At 46.9% G+C, this 21883-nt stretch carries 19 protein-coding genes, 1 pseudogene and 3 riboswitches; of the genes and pseudogenes, 9 read left to right on the top strand and 11 right to left on the bottom strand.

The window, feature by feature from the left end; all coding sequences use genetic code 11:
- Positions 1 to 7 precede the first annotated feature (7 nt).
- The gene (locus OQ477_RS12225) at positions 8 to 1351 is read left to right on the top strand and encodes a 2-hydroxycarboxylate transporter family protein (RefSeq protein ID WP_265972633.1); all 1344 of its coding nucleotides are present in this window, start codon (positions 8 to 10) and stop codon (positions 1349 to 1351) included.
- Positions 1352 to 1385: 34 nt separating this feature from the next.
- Here OQ477_RS12225 and OQ477_RS12220 read toward each other — a convergent pair whose 3' ends face one another.
- The 4 genes from OQ477_RS12220 to OQ477_RS12205 form a co-directional block, all read right to left on the bottom strand.
- The gene (locus OQ477_RS12220) at positions 1386 to 2228 is read right to left on the bottom strand and encodes a polysaccharide deacetylase family protein (protein WP_007407765.1); all 843 of its coding nucleotides are present in this window, start codon (positions 2226 to 2228) and stop codon (positions 1386 to 1388) included.
- Positions 2229 to 2327: 99 nt separating this feature from the next.
- Positions 2328 to 3428, bottom strand: coding sequence for an ABC transporter ATP-binding protein (locus OQ477_RS12215; protein ID WP_038460365.1), 1101 nt, complete (start codon positions 3426 to 3428; stop codon positions 2328 to 2330).
- Between the two features lie 116 nt (positions 3429 to 3544).
- Positions 3545 to 4438 (bottom strand): PucR family transcriptional regulator, encoded by an 894-nt coding sequence (locus OQ477_RS12210; protein WP_265972632.1) that lies wholly within the window; start codon positions 4436 to 4438, stop codon positions 3545 to 3547.
- A gap of 166 nt (positions 4439 to 4604) precedes the next feature.
- A complete protein-coding gene (locus tag OQ477_RS12205; RefSeq protein ID WP_003150818.1) occupies positions 4605 to 5441 on the bottom strand; it encodes a YitT family protein in 837 nt (278 codons plus the stop codon).
- Between the two features lie 65 nt (positions 5442 to 5506).
- Positions 5507 to 5608: riboswitch (guanidine-I (ykkC/yxkD leader) on the bottom strand.
- A 347-nt stretch (positions 5609 to 5955) separates the two neighbouring features.
- On the opposite strand from OQ477_RS12205, the gene OQ477_RS12200 reads away from it, so the two are divergent.
- Entirely contained in the window at positions 5956 to 6495 is a 540-nt protein-coding gene (locus OQ477_RS12200) for a DUF4352 domain-containing protein (protein WP_265973219.1), read from the top strand.
- Positions 6496 to 6541: 46 nt separating this feature from the next.
- On the opposite strand, the gene galE is transcribed toward OQ477_RS12200, so the two are convergent.
- Positions 6542 to 7558, bottom strand: a complete 1017-nt coding sequence (gene galE, locus OQ477_RS12195; RefSeq protein WP_265972631.1) for a UDP-glucose 4-epimerase GalE — start codon at positions 7556 to 7558, stop codon at positions 6542 to 6544.
- 210 nt (positions 7559 to 7768) lie between these two features.
- Between galE and pepT the strand changes: the two genes are divergently transcribed.
- The 4 genes from pepT (at position 7769) to OQ477_RS12175 (ending at position 11712) form a co-directional block, all read left to right on the top strand.
- Positions 7769 to 9001: a peptidase T gene (pepT, locus tag OQ477_RS12190; RefSeq protein ID WP_025285494.1), complete on the top strand. Its 1233-nt coding sequence runs from the start codon at positions 7769 to 7771 to the stop codon at positions 8999 to 9001.
- 576 nt (positions 9002 to 9577) lie between these two features.
- Complete coding sequence (locus tag OQ477_RS12185; RefSeq protein WP_003150808.1) at positions 9578 to 9745, top strand: hypothetical protein; 168 nt, start codon at positions 9578 to 9580, stop codon at positions 9743 to 9745.
- A gap of 103 nt (positions 9746 to 9848) precedes the next feature.
- Positions 9849 to 10325, top strand: a complete 477-nt coding sequence (locus OQ477_RS12180; protein WP_025650049.1) for an LURP-one-related/scramblase family protein — start codon at positions 9849 to 9851, stop codon at positions 10323 to 10325.
- Between the two features lie 84 nt (positions 10326 to 10409).
- Positions 10410 to 10496, top strand: a riboswitch (SAM riboswitch).
- A 79-nt stretch (positions 10497 to 10575) separates the two neighbouring features.
- Positions 10576 to 11712 carry a 5-methyltetrahydropteroyltriglutamate--homocysteine S-methyltransferase gene (locus OQ477_RS12175; protein WP_265972630.1) on the top strand — a complete coding sequence of 379 codons (1137 nt, stop codon included), beginning with the start codon at positions 10576 to 10578 and terminating at the stop codon, positions 11710 to 11712.
- Positions 11713 to 11746: 34 nt separating this feature from the next.
- Here the strand turns inward: OQ477_RS12175 and OQ477_RS12170 are convergent, their stop codons facing one another.
- Entirely contained in the window at positions 11747 to 12628 is an 882-nt protein-coding gene (locus OQ477_RS12170) for a methyltransferase domain-containing protein (protein ID WP_265972629.1), read from the bottom strand.
- A gap of 362 nt (positions 12629 to 12990) precedes the next feature.
- A riboswitch (purine riboswitch) is annotated at positions 12991 to 13091 on the top strand.
- A gap of 135 nt (positions 13092 to 13226) precedes the next feature.
- Between OQ477_RS12170 and OQ477_RS12165 the strand changes: the two genes are divergently transcribed.
- Positions 13227 to 14420, top strand: coding sequence for a NupC/NupG family nucleoside CNT transporter (locus OQ477_RS12165; RefSeq protein WP_101670248.1), 1194 nt, complete (start codon positions 13227 to 13229; stop codon positions 14418 to 14420).
- Positions 14421 to 14465: 45 nt separating this feature from the next.
- Here OQ477_RS12165 and OQ477_RS12160 read toward each other — a convergent pair whose 3' ends face one another.
- From OQ477_RS12160 to OQ477_RS12150, 3 genes are all read right to left on the bottom strand, one after another.
- Entirely contained in the window at positions 14466 to 15140 is a 675-nt protein-coding gene (locus OQ477_RS12160; RefSeq protein ID WP_265972627.1) for a DUF3298 and DUF4163 domain-containing protein, read from the bottom strand.
- Positions 15141 to 15280: 140 nt separating this feature from the next.
- Positions 15281 to 15589, bottom strand: a complete 309-nt coding sequence (locus OQ477_RS12155; protein ID WP_015418528.1) for a hypothetical protein — start codon at positions 15587 to 15589, stop codon at positions 15281 to 15283.
- Positions 15590 to 15840: 251 nt separating this feature from the next.
- On the bottom strand, positions 15841 to 17892 hold the full coding sequence (locus tag OQ477_RS12150) for a catalase (protein WP_265972626.1): 2052 nt from the start codon (positions 17890 to 17892) through the stop codon (positions 15841 to 15843).
- A 200-nt stretch (positions 17893 to 18092) separates the two neighbouring features.
- Between OQ477_RS12150 and citH the strand changes: the two genes are divergently transcribed.
- On the top strand, positions 18093 to 19373 hold the full coding sequence (citH, locus tag OQ477_RS12145; RefSeq protein ID WP_265972625.1) for a citrate transporter CitH: 1281 nt from the start codon (positions 18093 to 18095) through the stop codon (positions 19371 to 19373).
- Between the two features lie 41 nt (positions 19374 to 19414).
- Here the strand turns inward: citH and bglS are convergent, their stop codons facing one another.
- Positions 19415 to 20146, bottom strand: coding sequence for a beta-glucanase (gene bglS / locus OQ477_RS12140; RefSeq protein WP_224181339.1), 732 nt, complete (start codon positions 20144 to 20146; stop codon positions 19415 to 19417).
- 218 nt (positions 20147 to 20364) lie between these two features.
- Positions 20365 to 20457 (bottom strand): annotated as a pseudogene (locus OQ477_RS12135) (CAT RNA binding domain-containing protein); the annotation flags it as partial.
- 155 nt (positions 20458 to 20612) lie between these two features.
- On the opposite strand from OQ477_RS12135, the gene OQ477_RS12130 reads away from it, so the two are divergent.
- A complete protein-coding gene (locus OQ477_RS12130) occupies positions 20613 to 21863 on the top strand; it encodes an MFS transporter (protein ID WP_172869697.1) in 1251 nt (416 codons plus the stop codon).
- Positions 21864 to 21883: the final 20 nt, after the last annotated feature.

Here is a 21883-nt window from a genome sequence, read left to right as displayed (position 1 = left end):
AACAAGCATGGGAGAACTTCAACCAAAATTGCAAACGGATTCAATCCAAAAACAGGAACGGACTGATAACTGGTTTGCCAGAGCAATGAATATAAGAATCGGCATTATTCCTCTTCCTATTTATATCCTGCTTTTCTTGCTTATTACGGTGTTTGTCATGAGCCGTGATGTAAAAAGCGACATTCTGACATCAATTGCCGTCATGAGTTTTTTCGGATTTACCTTCGGCCAGATCGGAAAATCCATTCCGATCGTGCGGTCCATCGGCGGCCCTGCGATTCTCGCAACCTTTATTCCATCCGCTGTCGTCTACTACCACCTGCTTCCGAAAGACATTATTACTTCAACAACAAAATTCACGGAAAGCTCCAACTTTCTCTATCTATTTATTGCCGGTATCGTCGTCGGCAGTATTCTCGGGATGAAAAGAGAGACGCTCGTCAAAGCTTTCATCAAGATTTTTATTCCGCTGATCGCCGGCTCGATCGCGGCCGCCATCGTCGGCTTATGCATCGGGACGCTGCTCGGGCTCGGCTTTCAGCACACGCTGCTTTATATTGTCGTTCCGATTATGGCGGGGGGTGTCGGTGAAGGCGCGATTCCTTTATCCATCGGCTACTCCGATATTATGCCGATGTCCCAGGGAGACGCCTTTGCGCTTGTGCTGCCGTCCATCATGCTCGGCAGCCTGTGCGCCATTATGTTATCGGGTTTGCTGAATGTCATCGGGAAACGCAAACCGGAATGGACGGGCAACGGGAAGGTTGATAAGTCTGATCATTCCGCTCCCGCATTGGAACAGCCGGCCAATGATAAAACGTTTGATTTGTCCTTTTTCGCTTCGGGCGGTATTTTAGCGGTTTCCCTCTATTTGGTCGGCATGCTGGCGCATGATTTCTTTCAGCTTCCGGCTCCTGTCGTGATGCTCGTCCTTGCCGTTCTCATTAAGCTGTTCAGGCTGGCGCCGGCTTCGATTGAAAACGGAGCCTTCGGCGTCTCGCGCTTTTTCTCGACAGCCGTGACCTATCCGCTCTTATTTGCGATCGGCGTTTCAATGACACCGTGGGACAAGCTGATTGCGGCGTTTACGATCAGCAACATCATTACCATTTTATCAATCGTCGTCACGATGATGGCCGTCGGTTTTCTGACCGGAAAATGGATGAATCTGTATCCGATTGAGACGGCGATTATTAATGCCTGCCATTCCGGCCAGGGAGGCACCGGCGACGTCGCGATCTTGAGCGCCGCTGAACGGCTTGAGCTGATGCCGTTCGCCCAAGTGTCGACCAGAATCGGCGGAGCGATTACCGTGAGTGTCACCCTTCTGCTGCTTCATCAATTCTATTAAACTGAAAAAAGCCTCCGCATATGCGGAGGCTCTGTTATTTCATCACATTTTGAATATAAGAGCCGAATGCCGCGCCGGACATGCCCGGCGACACACGGACGCGGTGAAGCCCGTAAAGCCCCTGATCTCTTGACGCCGCTCCCGGCTCCGTCGTAACCGCCATACGGTAGCCTGACGCGGCGGCGGCTTTTAATGTTTCCTTATTATATCGTCCGACAGGGTAGCTGATCATAGACGTCCGCTGCCCGAACATTTGATCAAATAAACGCTTAGAGTCCTTCATTTCACGTCGCTGCTGCTGCGGTGTGAGCCCGTTCAATTCGAGATGGTTCATCGTATGGCTCTGGATGGAAATGCCGTGGGCGGCCATCTCCTTCATCTGCTTCTCAGTCAGATGATTCTTATGCCCGATAAAGTTTCCGATCATAAAGATTGTCGCTTTCATCTTGTATTTCTTTAAAATGGGATAAGCCGCTTTCACATTGTCGGTATAGCCGTCATCAAATGTGATCAGAACACATTTTTCACGCGGCTCCTTATCCTCCGTCAGCATCAGATAGGCCTCTTCAGGAGTCATCGTATAATAGCCGTGATCATGAAGCCACTTCATATGCTGCCGGAATTCTTCCTTCGGCACACGCAGACTGTTTCCCTCAGAAATGCTGTGGTACATCAGAATCGGCAGTCTTGCCGTTCCTTTCGTTTGAACCCAGGCGGACGTATCCGGCTCTTTTTTGATTTGGCGCTTTACAGATTTTTTATCGTGGTGCGCTTCTGCCTTCGGAATGCTTTGTTCGGCGCTTGCCTCATGGCCCGAGCAGGCGGCAAGCGTAAACACGGCAGCCAAAAGGCACATGCACATGATCATGCGTTTCATCGTTTTCCTGCTTTCTGTCTTCTATTTACTTTTTATATCGGTTATGCGTCATAAATTGTTACATCAAAAAAGCCGGACATCCAGCTGTCCGGCTTTGCGTTATGAGCGGATTCTGATTTCTGTTTCACTGTCAAAAAAGTGAGCCTTATTCATGTCGAAAGCGACGGTCAATTCCTCACCGGCACGAATGTCATGGCGGGCGTCAATCCGGGCGATAAAATCCTGATCCCCGATCCGGGAATAGACCATAATTTCTGACCCGAGCAATTCCGCGACATTGATTTTAGCTGTGATGGATGAATTCTTATAGGATTCTACCACAATCAGCTCGTCATGTATGTCTTCCGGGCGGATGCCGAAGATAACATCTTTGCCGGCATACCCTTTTTCCCGTAGCATTTTCATTTTCCCTTCCGGCACGCTGAGAGCGGCTGAACCGATGTGAATGGCGCCGTCCGTCAGCTTTCCTTTGAAAAAGTTCATCGCCGGGGAGCCGATGAACCCGCCGACAAATACGTTTTCCGGATGTTCATACACGTCTTTCGGGGTGCCGATCTGCTGAATTTTTCCGTCCTTCATGACCACGATGCGTGTCGCCATCGTCAGTGCTTCTGTTTGGTCGTGCGTCACATAGATTGTGGTTGTTTGCAGCCTTTGATGCAGCTTAATAATTTCTGCCCGCATCTGCACCCGAAGCTTTGCGTCCAGATTTGACAGCGGCTCATCCATTAAGAACACTTTGGCATCCCTTACAATCGCCCGTCCTAATGCAACCCGCTGCCGCTGCCCGCCGGAGAGCGCTTTCGGTTTGCGGTGCAGATACTCTGTGAGCCCCAGCATTTTCGCCGCTTCTTCGACCCGTTTTTTTATCTCAGGTTTCGGCATCTTCCTCAGCTTCAGACCGAAAGCGATATTATCATAGACCGTCATGTGCGGATATAACGCATAGTTTTGAAACACCATGGCGATATCCCTGTCTTTAGGAGCGATGTCATTCACTCTCGTGTCACCGATATAGAAATCACCCTTCGTTATATCCTCCAGCCCGGCAACCATCCGCAAAGTTGTCGACTTGCCGCAACCCGACGGACCGACAAACACGATAAACTCTTTATCTTTAATATGAAGGTTAAAATCATCGACAGCCGCTTCTTTTTGATCGTAATACTTATAAATATGCTCCAGCCGAAGTTCCGCCATGTCATCTCCCCTTTTTTGTAAACGCTTTCTTAAATAGGATTGTAACAGCGTCAGGCGGCGGCGGATATAGGCAATGTTCATAAAAAAAGTCCGCTGCCTTCGTGCACATTTCCCATTTAATGTGATTTTTCATACTGCAGACAAATGAAATAAGCCAGCAGGGCGCCCCGATATGTCTTAATATCAATACCTGAGCGTTCCGCAAATTTATCAATCCGATATTGAAGACTGTTGCGGTGCAAATGCAGTCTTTTCGATGTGAGCGACATGTTCGAGTTATGTTCAATAAAAGTCTGAATCGTATGCTTCAGCTCCGGTTCTTTCTGAAACAGCAGCGCCGCTTCTTCGTGAAGCAAGGCTGAGAGCTTTTCTCTGCTTTCTTCCATGAGCATGGCCGGAAATACCGTTTCCGCGGTCAGCGTGCTCAGCTGCGGGAGATGACGCCGGCCAATCTGACAATATTGCTGTTCTCTCCGATAATGAAGGCGCAGACGTTCTCCCGCGCCGTAATACCTTCCGATGAAAAAACGGACACTGAAATAAAAATCGCCTTCGAGAATTTTCACAAAAGATGCGATGTCATCCGAATCTGGCGCTTCCAGCTTTTCTTCCTCCACAATCACGCCTTGATCCCTTCCCGTCCGGACAACTGTATATGAAACCGGCCAGAAATGGCACAGCGCTTCCGTAAATGCCCCCCAGTCCCGTTCTCCCAATAAGTCATAATGGATAAAACGGACACGAGGCTCCTTGACATCAGGCACCGGACCTTCTTCCAGCAGAAAACGCCGCCACCTCTTTGCTGCCGCCGTCTCCGGAAAAAAGTCGCCTTTTTCTTCAGCGGGCGTCAAAAATGATTCCAGAAGCAGTTTCTCCTTCGGGGTGATATCCTCCTTCGGAATGGCGACATAGACCCGCCTTTTCTCATCATAAAAGCAAAAGACATCCTCCGCCGTACAGCACGTATCAGACAACACAGCCCTCGGGTAAATTGCCAATAACGGGTTCATATGCGCTCCTCTCTATCGCTCTATCATATTTTCAGTATAAAACGTCCGGCCGATTGTATCCACTTCGTTTTAAGAAACAGCTTTCAGGCTATTTCCCGGGAAACGGATCATAACCGCTTCTGCCGGCATAAGAAAAAACCCTCCGCGCCGGCAGAGGGATCCTTTTTTATTTAGAGATATCGACGAAGCCTTCACCAAAGACGTCACGCACATCATGAACAATGACAAACGCTTTTGTATCACAGCTTTTAATAATTTTTTTGAGCATGGAAAGCTCTTGTTTCTGGATGACGATATATAAAATTTCCTTCGACTGCCCCGTGTAATTTCCTTTACCCGACAGCAGCGTAACCCCTCTGTCCATAAGCGTGTTGACCTGTTCAGCGATTTCGTGCTTATGCTCAGATATAATCGTCACCGCTTTTTTCGTATTCAGGCCTTCAATGATAAAGTCCATCACCTTCGTTCCGATGTACAGCATGACAATGGTAAACATCATTTTTTCCGCACCGATGATGAAATAAGAACTGAAGACGACAATCAGATCAAAGAACAAAAGCGCATAGCTGATATTCCAATCGAGATATTTGTTCGCAATCCTCGCCAAAATGGCAGAACCCGCAGTCGTGCCTCCGACTCGAATAATGATCCCGATTCCGACACCGGCAAACACACCCGCAAAAATAGTATTAATAATGAGTTCATGTGAAGGCGAGTGCCAATCATGCGTCAGATGCAGAAACAGTGAGTTGGCAACAACGGTAATGATCGTATAAAGCGTTGTTTTTCCGTCTAAAAATTTATATCCGATAATCAATAAGATCCCGTTCAAAATGATATTCGTCACCCCGGGCGACCATTCAAACACATAGTACAAGATCAGTGTGATTCCCGTTACCCCGCCCTCTCCAAGATCATTCGGAATGGCGAATAAATTAACGGCCAAAGCAAAGATAAAAGCCCCAATAATCAGCATCAGCACATCCAGCAATCTCTTTTTCATCCCAGACACTCCCTTTATATAAAATCAAAAAAACCCGGGAGAGCACTCTTCATTAAAAGAGCAGAAACTCCCGGGCTTTTATCCCAACGTGTCACAGCAGGAACCTGCTGTGTGTTTTCTCTCGGTCCAGACCAATTCAGCATTGCGGAACCCTAGAAAACCACTGTTTTTTATGTTCAGTTTTTGTATATCTTTCAAGATTATACGGGAAATCACGAACATGTTCAACCACTCTTTTTTTCATTAAACATATAAAAAATTCGAACGATCTGCCGATACTAAAAAAGCTCCTTAAAATACATGACTAAAAAATCATTAAAATACTTTTTTTCTCAAAATATCATTGACTATAGGTTATTTTACAGGCATTATAGTATGTAGTTTTCAAGAAATAGTTTACATAGGAGGAAATATTATGGCAGGCAACCTGGTGTCTTGTAAGGCATGCGGCAAAGAAATCGCTAAAGGCGTTAAAAAATGCCCAAACTGCGGTAAAGATCAGAGAAACTTTTTTATGAGACATAAAATTATCACATTGCTTCTGGCAGTAGTGGTTATTATCATTCTCGTAAACCTCGGCGGCGGAGGCGGATCTTCATCATCTAAAACCGCGTCTTCAAAAGCTGCGGAATCCAAGGAAAAACTGTATAACATCGGTGACACTGTTAAGACTGAGAAAACTGAAGTTACTGTTACCAAAGTGGAAAAAAGAGATTCAGTAGGCTCTCAATTTGTCGAGAAAAAAGCGTCTGACGGCGGCGTTATCGTAGCTGTTCAATACACAGTTAAAAATGTTTCAAACAAGCCGTTAAGCTCTTTCTCCATTCCAAGAGCGAAATTAGTAGATTCTAAAGGAACATCCTATGATTCAGATATTGATGCTTCTTCAAGCTATGCAACAGAAACAAAAGTAGACAACAGTAAAATTTTAAGTGACTTGAACCCGAACATTAAAGTTACTGACGTAAAAGCTTTTGAAGTTGATAAAAACGCATACTCTAAAGGCACTTGGAAATTAAAGTTCAGCAACGATGTTGAAGTGAAAATTAAATAATGACCGTAATAAAAGAGACCTTCACCATTTGAAGGTCTCTTTCTTTTTACACCTTTTGGTACCCGTTCACATTGGAGGACTGCCACTTCCAAGAGTCGGCGCACATTTCTTCAAGCCCGCGCTTTGCTTCCCATCCTAATTCAGCCTTCGCTTTTGCCGGGTCTGCGAAGCATGCGGCGATGTCTCCCGGGCGCCGGGCGGCAAAACGGTACGGCACTTCTTTTCCTGATACTTTTTCAAACGTCTTGACCATCTCAAGAACGCTGTAGCCTCTTCCCGTGCCGAGATTATAGGCATCCGCGCCTGTTGTGTTCAGCACCTTCTCAAGCGCTCTGACGTGGCCCTCGGCAAGGTCAACGACATGGATGTAATCCCGCACGCCGGTGCCGTCCTTTGTCGGATAATCATTGCCGAACACCTGCAATTGCTCAAGCTTGCCGACAGCGACTTGTGCGACGTACGGCATTAAATTATTCGGAATGCCGTTCGGGTCTTCTCCGATCCGCCCGCTCGGGTGCGCGCCGAACGGATTAAAGTAGCGGAGCAGCGCAATGCTCCATTCAGAGTCCGCTTTATGCAGATCGCGTAAAATCTGTTCCAGCATCAGCTTTGTCTGCCCGTAAGGATTGGTCGCGCTTAATGGAAAATCCTCAGTGATCGGCGTTGTTTCCGGAACGCCGTAAACCGTCGCTGAAGAACTGAAGACGATCTTTTTCACACCGTGTGCCTGCATGGCTTCACATAAAATAAACGTCCCCGTCAGATTATTATGATAATAACGGAGCGGAACAGCCACAGACTCACCGACGGCTTTTAATCCCGCAAAATGAATGACGGCTTCAATCTCATTTTCAGCAAACACCCGGTGAACGGCGTCACGGTCAAGGAGATCCGCTTCATAAAACACAAGCCCTTTTCCGGTAATATCTTTCACACGCTCCAATGCTTCCGGTGAACTATTTGACAGATTATCCAGAACCACGATGTCATAGCCGCCGTTTAACAGCTCGACACATGTGTGGCTTCCGATATAACCCGCTCCGCCTGTCACTAAAATCGCCATGAAGAAAGCCTCCTCTATTGAATGAATTGACCATATTATATCGGTTTTTTCTTCCTCAATCATCCATTTCCAAAAAGTTTAATCGTTTAGTCATCGTTTCTTCATAATTTGTTTTCATTCGCGTAAAACACAGAGCCCTCGATTCAAAACGGTTGCGAAATAGAAATCCCTCCCCCGCGCATGGTAAGATAAGACAAAGGAGATGACGGTATGAAAAATGAAATCATTGAACGCTTTACCTCTTATGTAAAAGTCGATACACAGTCTGACGAAAACAATGAAAACTGCCCTTCAACCCCCGGCCAGCTGACATTGGCCAACATGCTGGCAGATGAATTAAAGTCGATCGGCATGACAGACATCACAGTCGATGACAATGGGTACGTCATGGCGACTCTGCCGGCGAATACGGATAAAGACGTGCCGACTGTCGGTTTTCTGGCTCACGTGGACACCGCGACCGATTTTACCGGAAAAAATGTGAATCCTCAGATTATTGAGAGCTACGACGGACATGATATCGTTCTGAATGACAAACTCAATGTCGTCCTGTCGCCTGAGCAATTCCCGGAGCTCTCCCGCTATAAAGGCCAGACGCTGATCACAACAGACGGCACGACGCTGCTCGGAGCCGACAACAAAGCGGGCATTGCTGAAATCATGACGGCAATGGCGTACTTGATCAAACATCCGGACATCAAACACGGAACGATCCGGGTCGCGTTCACGCCTGATGAAGAAATCGGCAGAGGCCCTCACAAATTCGATGTCGGCCGCTTCAACGCCGCATTCGCCTACACGATAGACGGAGGCCCCCTCGGCGAACTGCAATATGAAAGCTTTAACGCAGCAGCCGCAAAGCTTACTTGTTACGGAAAAAGCGTCCACCCCGGAACGGCGAAAAACAAAATGGTCAACGCTTCAAAAATCGCGATGGAATTTCATCACGCGCTGCCGAAAGAAGAAGCGCCGGAATATACGGAAGGGTATGAAGGCTTCTATCATTTACTTTCCATGAACGGAGACGTTTCTGAAGCCGCCCTGTCGTACATCATCAGAGACTTTGACAGAGACCGCTTTGCAGAACGAAAAGAATATATGCAGAAAACCGCCGATGCGCTGGCGGCCAAATACGGCAACGAAAGCATCAAGCTTGAACTGCGTGATCAATATTACAACATGAGAGAAAAAATCGAACCGGTCAAAGAGATAGTCGATGTCGCCTATCAAGCCATGAAAAACCTCGACATCGAACCGATTATCGAACCGATCCGGGGCGGAACCGACGGATCACAGCTCTCTTACATGGGACTGCCGACACCGAACATTTTTACGGGCGGCCAAAACTTCCACGGAAAATATGAATACATTTCCGTCGATCATATGGAAAAGGCGGTAAACGTCATTGTTGAAATCGCCAGGCTCTTTGAAGAGCGCGCTTAAAACCAAAGCCCCCTGCTTTGGTTTTTTTCTTTCACATGAAACCTTTCCTTCTTTCTTTCCGTATATAAGGTATGAATTGGAAAGAAGGAGTGAAGACTATGGCAAGAGGGACTGTAGCGAAAGAATTGAAAAAAACCTTAAAAGACCCGCGTGTTCTGGAGACAAAATCAAACCCTTTTAAAAAACTGCGGAAAATGTTCAAACGATTTTTTTAAGATAACATCTCGTTTTCTTTAAAAAAATAAAGAAAGCGCTGTCAACTTGCAGTCATCTGTTAGAAGCAGTTATTTTGCATATCATAAGGTTTTTTAGGGTACTGAATAACACAAGGCAAACGAAAACACTGAAGTAGTTAATTAGACACTTACAAAAAATAGTGAAAAAGTTATATAAACGATCATCATTCATCAGCCGATACAATCTATAGAACCACAACAAGAGCAAAATTTCTTCAACCCATAGTCATTTTTACGGAAAATGACGTTATTTTTTAAAAAAGTGACAATTGTTTGAATACTTTTCGTTTGTTTTTTCGTACAATAATAATACCAAAACTTTTTTTGGGAGGTATGTAAAATGATGCTACTTATTTTTGCTGCTTTGACAGGGTATCTTGTTTTCTCTTTCAGTAAGGACAACCGCCGGAAAACGCCAAAGACAAGCCCGCTGGTGACAGCTGCCGACACGAATAACATCATTGATTTAAATGCGATCCGCCAAAAACGCCGGATGCCGCTATCATAAAAACGACAGCTGCCGCAAAATCGGCAGCCTTTTTTTTATGCACCCGGCCGATATGAAACCAACCGCCTCCTTTTTTCGTACAACATAAAAAAGGAGTTTTTTTATGTACCATTTTTATATCAAAGAGCGAATGTTGACGTTTAAGAATCGTTTTCAAGTGTTTCTTGAAAGCGGAAAAGAAGTCTACAATGTTGAAGGAAAGCTGTTTTCATTCGGTGATGAACTGAAGCTGACTGATTTGGACGGCCGCACGCTCGCCAGCGTCAATCAGAAACTGATGTCGCTCGTTCCCCGTTACGAGATTTCCGTCAGCGGCAAACCCGTCTGCCAAGTCATCAAGAAAGTCACGTTTTTCAAACCGAAATTTGAAATTTCCGGACTCGGCTGGGATCTTACCGGCGATGTGTGGGGCCGGAATTTTCAAGTGACAGACGGAAAATCAAACCGGATGACCGTCACCAAATCATGGATGAGCTGGGGCGATTCCTATCATTTGCAGATTGAAAAGGAAGAGGATATCGTTCTTTGTCTCGCGATCGCCATTGTGATAGATATGATTCTATTTGAGGGTGATAAATAAAAATATTTATCGAAATATATTGACAATATAAGATAATATACTAAGATTAAGAGTATTACAGTTTATTCTGAAAAATAGCATATTTCCTTATCAAGAGAGGTGGAGGGACTGGCCCTATGATACCCGGCAACCGCTGTTCAGCAGAATGGTGCTAAATCCTGAAGATAAGGTTGAGATTTGCGGACGCAAGCTCTTCCCTATCCGAGGGAAGAGTTTTTTTTATATTTCATCAGGAAAGAAGGAATCGTTCATGTCACAGCAAAACACAGAACAACCATTGCATACGCTTCTAAGAAAAAACCCGCCGTTTCGCGCGGACCAGGTCGGAAGCCTGCTGCGGCCGGCAGCTGTGAAGCAAGCCCGCCTGCAAAGAGCGGCGGGTGAGATTTCGGCAGAACAGCTGCGCGAAATCGAAAACAAAGAAATCATCCGCAGTGTGAAAAAGCAGAAAGAAACCGGCCTCAATGTCGTGACTGACGGCGAATTCCGCCGGGCCTGGTGGCATTTTGATTTTCTCGAAAATTTAGACGGCGTTGAAGCGTTTACGCCTGAAAGCGGCATTCAGTTTCACAACGTACAGACGAAAGCGCGCGGCATTAAAGTAACGGGAGATATCGATTTTTCTCAGCATCCGATGCTCGAAGATTATAAATTCCTGCACAGCATTGCCGGCGATGCTGTTCCGAAAATGACCATCCCAAGTCCGAATATGCTGTTTTTCCGCGGAAAATTGGAAAAAGCGTCTTACCAGAATGATTACAAACAATTTCAGCACGATGTGTCAAAGGCGTATAAAAAAGCAATTCAAGCTTTCTATGACGCCGGGTGCCGCTACCTTCAGCTCGATGACACCGCATGGGCCGTTTTCTTATCAGAAGCGGGGCTTCGTCAGATTGAAGCTTTCGGCACAACGCCGGATGAGCTGCGCAAGCTGTTTGCCGCATCCATTAATGACGCCATCAAGGACCGCCCTGACGATCTGAAGGTTACGATGCATATCTGCCGCGGCAACTTCCAATCCACATGGACGGCTGAAGGCGGCTATGATGCAGCGGCTGAAACGATTTTTGACGGGCTTGATCTTGACGGATTGTTCCTGGAATATGATGATTCCCGCTCCGGCGGCTTTGAACCGCTCCGTTATGTCAAACGCTCTGATCTTCAGCTTGTGCTTGGCTTGATTACGTCGAAACATGGCGAACTTGAAGACAAGGACTCGATTAAACGCCGGATTGAAGAAGCTTCACAATATGTCAGCCTGGACCAGCTTTGCCTCAGCCCGCAATGCGGATTCGCCTCCACTGAGGAAGGAAACCTGATCACAGAAGAACAGCAATGGGCGAAACTGCGCCATGTCGTCAACATTGCCGGAGAAGTCTGGAAATAAAAAAAAGACACGCGACTAGCGTGTCTTTTCCGTTTTACAGCGGATCGGTTCCGATTAAAATATCGATATCTATCGTGACAGCAGCCTCTTTCCGGCTGATAAACCGCCGGATGCTGTCATCAGTACATTTCCATGTTAAGGGCGTCATTTTCACAAGCCGCTCGAGGTCAGGCTGCGCTAAGGTCTTCGTGTAACACAGCCGTTTGCGCTCAAAGGTTTGAAAGCCCGCTTGGAATCGTCCGGCCGCAGAATCGGCGGTGTCTTTCCGCCGAGGGCTGTCTCCGAAGAAAAATTCCCTTACCTCCTTCAAATAATCACGCCGCGGCACCGCTTTAATGACTGTGCCGCCCTTTCGTAAAAGTCTGCTGCATTCCTTGTAATTCCAAGGTGATAAAACAGACATCACGACATCAAAACAGCTGTCGGCAAACGGCGCATCCGCCACATCAGCGACGGCAAAAACCAAATGATTCCCGAAGGCCTTTGCGGCATGCAGCACACCTTCTTTCGAGAGATCAATGCCGATTCCCGTCACGGAAAAAGCGGGCTGAAGCAATTTGCATACGGCGGCTAAATGAGAGCCTTCTCCGCATCCCGCATCCAATATCGCCGCCGGTTTTTGCGGAGATTGAATATGGGTGATGATGGCGGCGATCTCCTTTTGAACCGGAGCAAAAAATTCCCGGCTGTCAAAAAGCTCGCGTCTCGCTTCGAACAGCTGCCTGTCATAGCGGGTTTTGACCGATTTATTGAGGAAATTCACATATCCCTGCTTTGATATATCAAATGTATGCCCCTGTCCGCAAATCAAGCTTCGGTATTGTGAGACCGCCATGGCCGACCGGCATAGCGGACACCTGAACACGGATTGACATGATTGCAGTAATTCCGCGCGTTTTCTTTTTATAGACGTCAAAAAAACACCTCATTCATTCGTTATTCCGATGAAATGAAAAAGGCATAGACAAATAAACCTTGCCGAATTGGAAGGTTTAACCTATTTATCTATACCTCTCATTATCTGTAACGAATGAACTGGATGATCACGAAAATGACCCCTTTTCTGCCGTCTTTTGAAGGCTGTGCCCTCAGATCCATTTTATCAGCTGCATCCCGTCTTTACAATGAACCGGAACGGTTTTTAGGAGTTTTTTATACCTTTATTATCCAATTACTTATAGACATCCTTTATTTTCTTTATTTATAATATAAATTTATTATTTTGAAAATATCTAAAAAGGTTGATTTTCAAAAATTGAAACGATAAAATACTGCTATCTCATGTAATATCGTTATTCTTGTATATGATCAGTAATATGGTCTGATTGTTTCTACCTAGTGCCGTAAAAGACTAGACTACAAGAAAGTTTGCATAAATTTGAACGAGTGAAAAGCATATGACGCTGTCTATTCTTTTCTTTTGGCTCTTATTTATCACACTTTCTGGCTTTCAGGAATTTGTGACGAATAAGAGCTTTTTTTATTTCCATAATACCCTTATAGGAGTTGCTCACATGTACTTTTTATTGAACATTGTCGGTCTCATTGTTGTCATGGCTGTTGTTTTCTTATGCTCTCCCAACAAGAAGAAGATTAAATGGCGTCCGATTGTCATGCTCCTCGTCTTTGAGTTTCTGATTACTTGGTTTATGTTAGGGACAAAAATCGGCGGCTTTGTCATCGGGAAGATCGGCGCGTTCTTTACATGGCTGATTTCCTGCGCCAGTCAAGGGATTGCGTTCGCTTTTCCGTCTGTCATGGCGAACCCGACGGTTGATTTTTTCTTCAGCGCATTGCTGCCGATTATCTTCGTCGTGACCTTCTTTGATATGCTGTCGTATTTCGGTATTCTGCCGTGGCTCATTGATAAAATCGGCTGGCTGATTTCTAAAATATCCCGTCTGCCGAAACTGGAGAGCTTTTTCTCCATCCAGATGATGTTTTTAGGAAATACGGAAGCTTTAGCCGTCATCCGCCAGCAGCTTGCCGCCGTCAGCAACAATCGGCTTCTGACATTCGGGCTGATGAGCATGAGCAGCATCAGCGGCTCGATCATCGGATCGTACTTGACGATGGTTCCGTCCACTTATGTGTTTACAGCCATCCCGCTGAATTGCTTAAACGCGCTTTTAATCGCCAATATGCTGAATCCCGTGGACGTTTCTAAAGAGGATGATATTATTTACGTTCCTTCAAAAGCGGAGAAAAAAGACTTCTTCTCCACGATTTCTAACAGTATGCTTGTCGGCATGAACATGGTCATTGTCATTTTAGCAATGGTAATCGGCTATGTGGCGTTAACGGCCGCGTTAAACGGCGTACTCGGACTGTTCGTGCACGGTTTGACCATTCAAAAGATTTTCTCATACATCTTCAGTCCGTTTGCCTTCCTTCTCGGATTAGGCGGACATGACGCGATGTATGTCGCACAGCTGATGGGCATCAAGCTCGCGACAAATGAATTTGTGGCAATGGCCGATCTGAAAGGGCAGCTGAATTCACTTCCGCCGCACACGATTGCCGTGGCTACGACATTCCTGACATCATTCGCAAACTTCAGCACCATCGGTATGATCTACGGATCTTATCAATCTCTGCTTGATGGTGAAAAATCAGCCATCATCGGAAAAAACGTCTGGAAGCTGCTTGTCAGCGGAATTGCCGTTTCCCTATTGAGCGCGGCGATTGTCGGATTGTTTGTCTGGTAAAAGAAAAAAGCGATACCGCTCCGTTTTGGAGTGATATCGCTTTTTTTATTGATAGACGGATGCAGGTACGAAAACGTCCCGGATTCCTGCCGCGTACGGTCCGAGATCATATTGTCCGAACACAACGGCAATGCCGTTTTTCGTAAAGAAGAAAGGTCTTTCGTTATTCAGGATGATCTCTTGTTTTTTGACGTCCTGATCGAACAGATTATCATGTTTCTTGATGTAGCCGTAAAGATAGTCTCTCGTATTGTTAGCTTTCGTTTTTGTATTCAGCACATTATCGAGTGTGACCCGTTTTTTTGCGGCCAAGTCGTAATTAAAGGTCTGAACGGATGTCAGCCCGTGTGCGCCGCCTGTGTAACTGTAGTCTTCCGTCTGAATGCTGAGCTTGCCGTCTTGATTATACTTCACCTTGAAATCTGCCTGGTATTCCGCTTTGTAGCCTTGTTTCTCACCGTCTTTTTTGTTTTTTACATATTCTTGGTACGAGTTTTCAATATAGCGCTTGAAGTCCTGATTGAATTTCTTTTCAAAAGATGCGTTTCCCGTATTTGTGACCTCGGGGTATGTCAGCTGCTTTACATGCTTATACGTATGGCTTTTGACAACGGGCTTTGCGGTTTGCGCGGCTTCGGCTGAAGGCGTGAAACCTCCGAACGGCGCGGCTGTCAGCACGGTTAAGAGCACGGCCGCCATCATTTTGAATGCCTTTTTCATCACAACTCCTCCTTTTCATTACCGTTCCCTTTTTGAAAACGGGTTACACTCTATAGACAGCGCAGATCAGCAAATTGTTTCTGGGCCTTCTTTCACATTTTCTCCATGAAAAAAAGAGACATGGAAAATCCACGCCTCTTTTACCGTGAAGGTCTTTGCGCAATGGCTTCATAAACGGCTTCCGCCAAATCGGAGTTGCCGAACATCTCCAAAACGCCGATAACGGTTTGATCAGGAATCGGTTCTGATTCCTCCTTCGGCACGACAAGTTCTTCAGCCGTTTTTCGCAGCTCTTCGTTTAAAGGCTGTCCGGGGTAAGCCTTGCTGTAAATGGCCATCGGATCAAGGTCATGATTGACGCACCATTGGGCAAACACCAAAATCATCATGTTTTCGTCACGCCGGTAATATTCTTCAAGTTGTTTTTCGGTAAACGGCTTCACTATCATTCGCTCCTCCAGAAAATCTACCCCTAAGATACACAAACACAGAGCGGAAGTAAACCAAAGAGGGTGAAACATATTATTTCATCAACCCGCCTGCTTTAAATGGCGCATGCCCTGACTCTCTAAAACTGTTGTCTGAATGTCCCGGACAGCGGAAGGTACGGATTTGCACGGAAGCAATTTTCGTTTTCTCCTCAGATATTTCACTTTCACAAGAAAAAAGCGCCCCCTTCATAAAAGGCGCTTTTTCATTCTTATATGTTTCTGTCCCAATGCCGATGCGCTGCCACGGCTTTCAGAAATTGTTCGCAGTTTCCGTCCGGAACAAGGCCGGGGCCGTTTTCGGTTCCGGCGGCGAGGGCGAGAAGTTCTTTTCCTTCACCGGAGGCGCCGATCGCTTTGTAATGGCTGAAGGCTTCGCTGACGAAGTCTCTGGCCGATTTTTGGGCTTTGAGGCTGTCTGTGCTTTGTTTTCCGCCCGGAATGAAAACAGCGTCGTACAGGACGGAATCCGCTGTCAGGAAAGTGGCTGACGCTTCGAGCTCCGTGCCGTTTTCTCCCTTCACGGTCCCAAGCGCGGGGCTGATGATATCGGCTCTGACTCCCGCCTGTTTGCATACGTCAAGCACTTGTTTGACTTTCTCATCAGAAAACCCGTGGTCGGTTAAAACCGCAACCTGCCTTGTCGCTGCCGTCTTCACCGTGTTTTCCTGACTTAAGGCAGGGGAAGTGAACGTTTCATCAGATTCACGGTCCTTCGGCGGCGGGTTCACGCCAATTCCTTTCGCAACACGCTCGGCAAGCCCGGCGTCGACATGACTGAAGACATCAACCACCTGCTGCTGCACATCCTTGCTGTTCACTTTTCCGACTTCAAAACAGAACGCGGAGATGATATGTTCTTTCTCGGCGGGAGACATGCTGTTCCAGAACATCTTGGCCTGAGAAAAATAGTCATTGAAGCTCTCACTGCGCTGGCGGATTTTTCTGCCTTCTACTTTTTCCTGGTAATGAACGTATCCGCCTTCTTCTTCTGAGGCCGGCGACGGATCATTGTTCTGCAGAGAATTTTTATGATAGGCGACAGGGCCCTTATTAATCGTCATCCGGTGGTAGCCGTCGTATTGGTTGTTATGGAACGGGCAGACCGGCCGGTTGATCGGAATCTCGTGAAAATTCGGCCCGCCAAGACGGATGAGCTGTGTATCTGTATAAGAGAAAAGCCGGCCTTGAAGAAGCGGATCATTGGTGAAATCGATGCCCGGCACGACATTTCCCGGGTGAAAGGCGACCTGTTCCGTTTCCGCAAAGACATTGTCCTGATTGCGATCGAGGGTCATTTTTCCGATCAGCTTGACGGGAACCAACTCCTCCGGCCACAGCTTCGTCGGATCAAGGATATCGAAATCAAACTTAAATTCATCTTCTTCGTCAATCATCTGAACACCGAGCTCATACTCGACTTTGCCGCCGTTTTCAATCGTTTCCCACAGGTCGCGGCGGTTGAAATCGGGATCTTTCCCGGCAATTTTCTGCGCTTCATCCCATACGAGGGAATGAACGCCCAGCACAGGTTTCCAGTGGAATTTTACAAAGCGCGCTTTTCCTTTCTCGTTGACGAAACGGAACGTATGCACGCCGAAGCCCTCCATCATCCGATAGCTTCGCGGGATGCCGCGGTCAGACATCGTCCACATGACCATGTGCGCGGATTCAGGATTGTTTGCGACAAAATCCCAGAACGTATCATGAGCCGTCGCAGCCTGCGGCATTTCATTGTGCGGTTCCGGTTTTATGGCGTGAACGAGATCCGGGAATTTGATCGCGTCCTGAATGAAGAACACCGGAATATTGTTTCCGACGAGGTCATAGTTCCCTTCTTCAGTATAAAACTTCGTCGCAAATCCCCTGGCGTCACGGACGGTGTCGGCTGATCCCTTGGAGCCCGCCACTGTTGAGAAACGGACGAAAACAGGCGTTTTGACGGACGGGTCCTGCAAAAATTTCGCCCGTGTATATTCCGTCATCGGTTCGTACACCTGAAAATGCCCATGAACGCCGTACCCGCGCGCATGAACGACCCGTTCCGGAATCCGCTCGTGGTCAAAGTGCGTCATTTTTTCACGAAAATGAAAATCCTCCATCAGCGTGGGGCCGCGGACGCCCGCTTTTAAAGAATGCTCATCCTCAGACACGCGAAGCCCCTGATTGGTCGTCATTTTTTTGCCGCTGTTATCAGACCGGTACTGCTCCAGCTGTTCGTCCTTTGAGTGTTCATTTACTCGTTTGTTTTGATCATCACTCATGTCAGTTCCCCCTTTTAAAACGAAACATTCTACAGCACATTTACCCGCGGCGTTCTTCATATAAACTGCTGATCCGCTCATTAGGATTTTAGGTCTGTATTTACATATGCGGTCATACACATTTTGAAATAAGCCATTTTCACAGAAATAAATTGTGAAAGCGCTTACTAATACAACTGTTGAACAGGGGAGGTCATATCGTGCTTGCCATACTCGGTTTTGTGATGATGATTGTCTTTATGTATCTTATTATGTCTAACCGGCTTTCCGCTCTTATTGCTTTGATTGTCGTTCCTGTTGTGTTTGCCCTGATCAGCGGATTTGGCAAAGATCTCGGCGGGATGATGATTCAGGGCGTTACAGACCTCGCTCCTACCGGGATCATGCTGTTATTCGCCATCCTGTATTTCGGCATTATGATTGACTCAGGTCTGTTTGATCCCCTCATTGCCAAAATTCTATCACTTGTCAAAGGGGATCCGTTAAAAATCGCCATCGGCACAGCGGTTCTGACGATGACCATTTCGCTGGACGGAGATGGAACAACAACGTATATGATTACGATTGCGGCAATGCTGCCCCTTTACAAACGGCTCGGCATGAACCGTTTGATGCTGGCGGGAATTGCGATGCTCGGTTCGGGAGTGATGAATATTATTCCGTGGGGCGGGCCGACGGCGAGGGTTTTGGCTTCCTTGAAATTGGACACGTCAGAAGTTTTTACGCCGCTGATTCCCGCTATGATTGCCGGCGTTCTCTGGGTGATCGCCGTTGCTTATCTCCTCGGAAAAAAAGAACGGAAGCGTCTCGGCATCATTTCGATTGAACACACGCCGTCTTCTGATCCGGAGGCGACGCCGCTGAAGCGTCCCGCTCTCCAATGGTTTAACCTGCTGCTGACTGTTGCTCTGATGGCCGCGCTGATCACCAGCCTGCTGCCAATCCCTGTTCTTTTTATGACCGCGTTCGCCATCGCCTTGATGGTCAACTATCCAAATGTCAAAGAGCAGCAGAAACGGATCTCAGCGCATGCGGGTAATGCGTTAAACGTTGTCTCAATGGTGTTTGCGGCAGGCATATTCACAGGCATTCTCTCCGGCACAAAAATGGTCGATGCGATGGCGCATTCTCTCGTTTCCCTCATCCCTGATGCCATGGGCCCGCATCTGCCTTTGATCACTGCGATTGCCAGCATGCCTTTCACCTTTTTCATGTCGAATGACGCCTTTTACTTCGGTGTGCTTCCCATCATCGCTGAAGCCGCTTCCGCTTACGGAATAGACGCCGCTGAAATCGGAAGAGCCTCCTTGCTGGGGCAGCCTGTGCATCTGCTCAGCCCGCTTGTGCCATCCACCTATCTATTGGTCGGAATGGCAGGCGTCAGCTTTGGCGATCATCAAAAATTCACTATTAAATGGGCCGTGGGGACAACGATTGTGATGACGATTGCGGCGCTTTTGATTGGGATTATTTCGTTTTAATTAAAAAAGGATTTCCGATGGCGGAAATCCTTTTCTGTACATTATTTTTTTGTATAGCGCACCCAGTCATAATGAGCGTATAGCGGATTTACACCATTGTAGGAACCGAGCCAGTCATCGACACCTATCCCATTCCATAAGTTCATCATGATCTTTCCCGGTGTTGTCGGGATTTGGCTTGTCGCAGTATGTTTTAATTGCCCATCGACATACCATTTAATAGAGTTTGGCTGCCAATCGAACGCATACGTATGATAGGCATTGGCCGCATCAAATCCGAGATCCGCGACCTTCTCATGATTTCCCTTTCCATTTGTATAATAATTAAATTGAACCTTCGTCGTGTCTTTTCCTAAAAATTCGATATCAATCTCGTCCCAAGGAGTACCATCCGTTGGACCTGTATAAGTGAAGAACGATGAAACGATCCCTGTGTTTTTAGCCGGCTTCATTCTGACTTCATAAAGTCCATAGCCATAGGTTTGAGCGGAGCGGTTCTCCCCGCAGTCAAACTTGTTATAAGACGGGCTTGTCAGCGCCAATCGCATTTCACCTGATGACGTCATTGATACATTATTTGCACGCCACGTGCAGTTGAACATATCTCCATTGGAGTAACCATTTGCTTTTTGCCATAATCCGGAGTTATAGCTGTTAAAAGGTTCAAAAAACGATCCGCCTGTTTGAGCTGATGCAGTAGAAGTGATCGCACACAAACTCAAAAACAATCCAGTGACAAGAAGCAGCAGCACTCGTTTCATACGATAAAACATGTTGGCATTCCCCTTTCTTTGAAAGCGATTTCTTTATCGATCATACATGATTCTGTTAAAAGGGAACATCGGTCAGAATAATGATAATAATGAATCTTAAAAAAACCTAAATTACCAACAGCACAAACAGAAATGATCCGCGCTCATTGTAATTTAGGTTTTGCCTGCCTTAACCAAGTCATATGTGAATGTAAGACAAAATAAATACAAGGAAACTAAAATGGAATGCCCCGGCCCATGAGGACCAATTCCTGATTGCCTTCTTTGAGCACACTGACAACATTATTATTAATGACTTTCGCAATGTTCAATTCTGTCTCCCTCCCGCCTGACCATTTACCTGCTACACCTTTGAACTAGTTCAATATCTCCAGGTCAATCAGAAAACGCCGTTCAGAAATCTTTGTCCAACGATGCGGATGAGGCGCATATAATGCAGAGAACCGGTTTTTGGGAAGGAGCGTGTGTGATGAAACGGTTTTCGAAAGAAGAAAGCAGCTGGATGCTGTATGATTGGGCCAATTCAGCTTATTCGGTCATTATTATGACGGCTGTTTTCCCCTTGTTTTTTAAAGCCGCGGCGGCGGAAAACGGTGTCAGCGCGGCTGATTCTACCGCTTATTTGGGCTATACGATTGCCGCCGCGACTTTTATTTTGGCGATGCTCGGCCCCGTCTTAGGAACGATTGCCGACTACAAAGGATGCAAGAAACGGTTTTTTGCCTTCTTTCTTCTGATCGGTGTGGCGGGCACAGCCGCGCTGGCTTTGATTCCCGGCGAATCTTGGATGCTGTTATTAATTTGTTATACGATTTCCACGATCGGCTTTGCCGGATCTAATGTGTTTTATGATGCGTTTCTCGTTGATGTGGCCGCAAAGGAGCGGATGAATATGGTGTCCGCCAGGGGATTTGGACTGGGCTATATCGGCAGCACGATCCCTTTTCTCCTCAGCATTGCCGTCATTCTTTCAGCCCAAGCGGAGGTGATTCCGCTGTCCGCCCAGGCTGCCGGCCGCATTGCCTTTTTGATTACGGCGGCATGGTGGGGGCTGTTTTCGATCCCGCTCCTTCTCCGCGTCCGCCAGCGCTATTATATCGAGAGGGAGCCGCGGCTTGTACTCAGCAGTTTTATACGGCTGGCCGGCACGCTGAAGCAGATCAGGAAGCACCGGGCGCTGTTTTTGTTTCTGCTCGCCTATTTCTTCTACATCGACGGGGTCGGCACCATCATTACGATGTCCACGTCATACGGGGCTGACCTCGGCATCAGCGCGGCAAATCTGCTGATTGTTTTATTTGTCACACAGGTCGTCGCCGCGCCTTTTTCGATTTTGTACGGACGGCTGGCCGAACGGTTTAAAGGAAAAACGATGCTTTATGCCGGAATTGGCGTGTATATGATTGTCTGCACGTATGCTTATTTTATGGATTCCGCTTTTGATTTCTGGGTTTTGGCTATGCTTGTCGCCACTTCCCAAGGAGGTATTCAGGCGCTGAGCCGCTCTTACTTTGCCAAGCTTGTCCCCAAACAGAACGCCAATGAGTTTTTCGGCTTTTATAATATTTTCGGCAAGTTCGCTTCGATTATCGGCCCGCTTTTGATTGCCGTCACCGCCCAGCTGACCGGAAATTCGTCAGCCGCCGTGTTCAGCCTGATCATTTTGTTTGTAATCGGGATTGGCATCCTTGCGTTCGTCCCCGAGGAGACGGCGTAAAAAAAGCCTGCGCGCGGCAG

Origin of the sequence: Bacillus sp. ChL18 (assembly GCF_026241425.1) — a bacterium.
Lineage (GTDB): Bacteria > Bacillota > Bacilli > Bacillales > Bacillaceae > Bacillus > Bacillus velezensis.
This window is presented reverse-complemented; position numbering and strand designations above follow the sequence as displayed.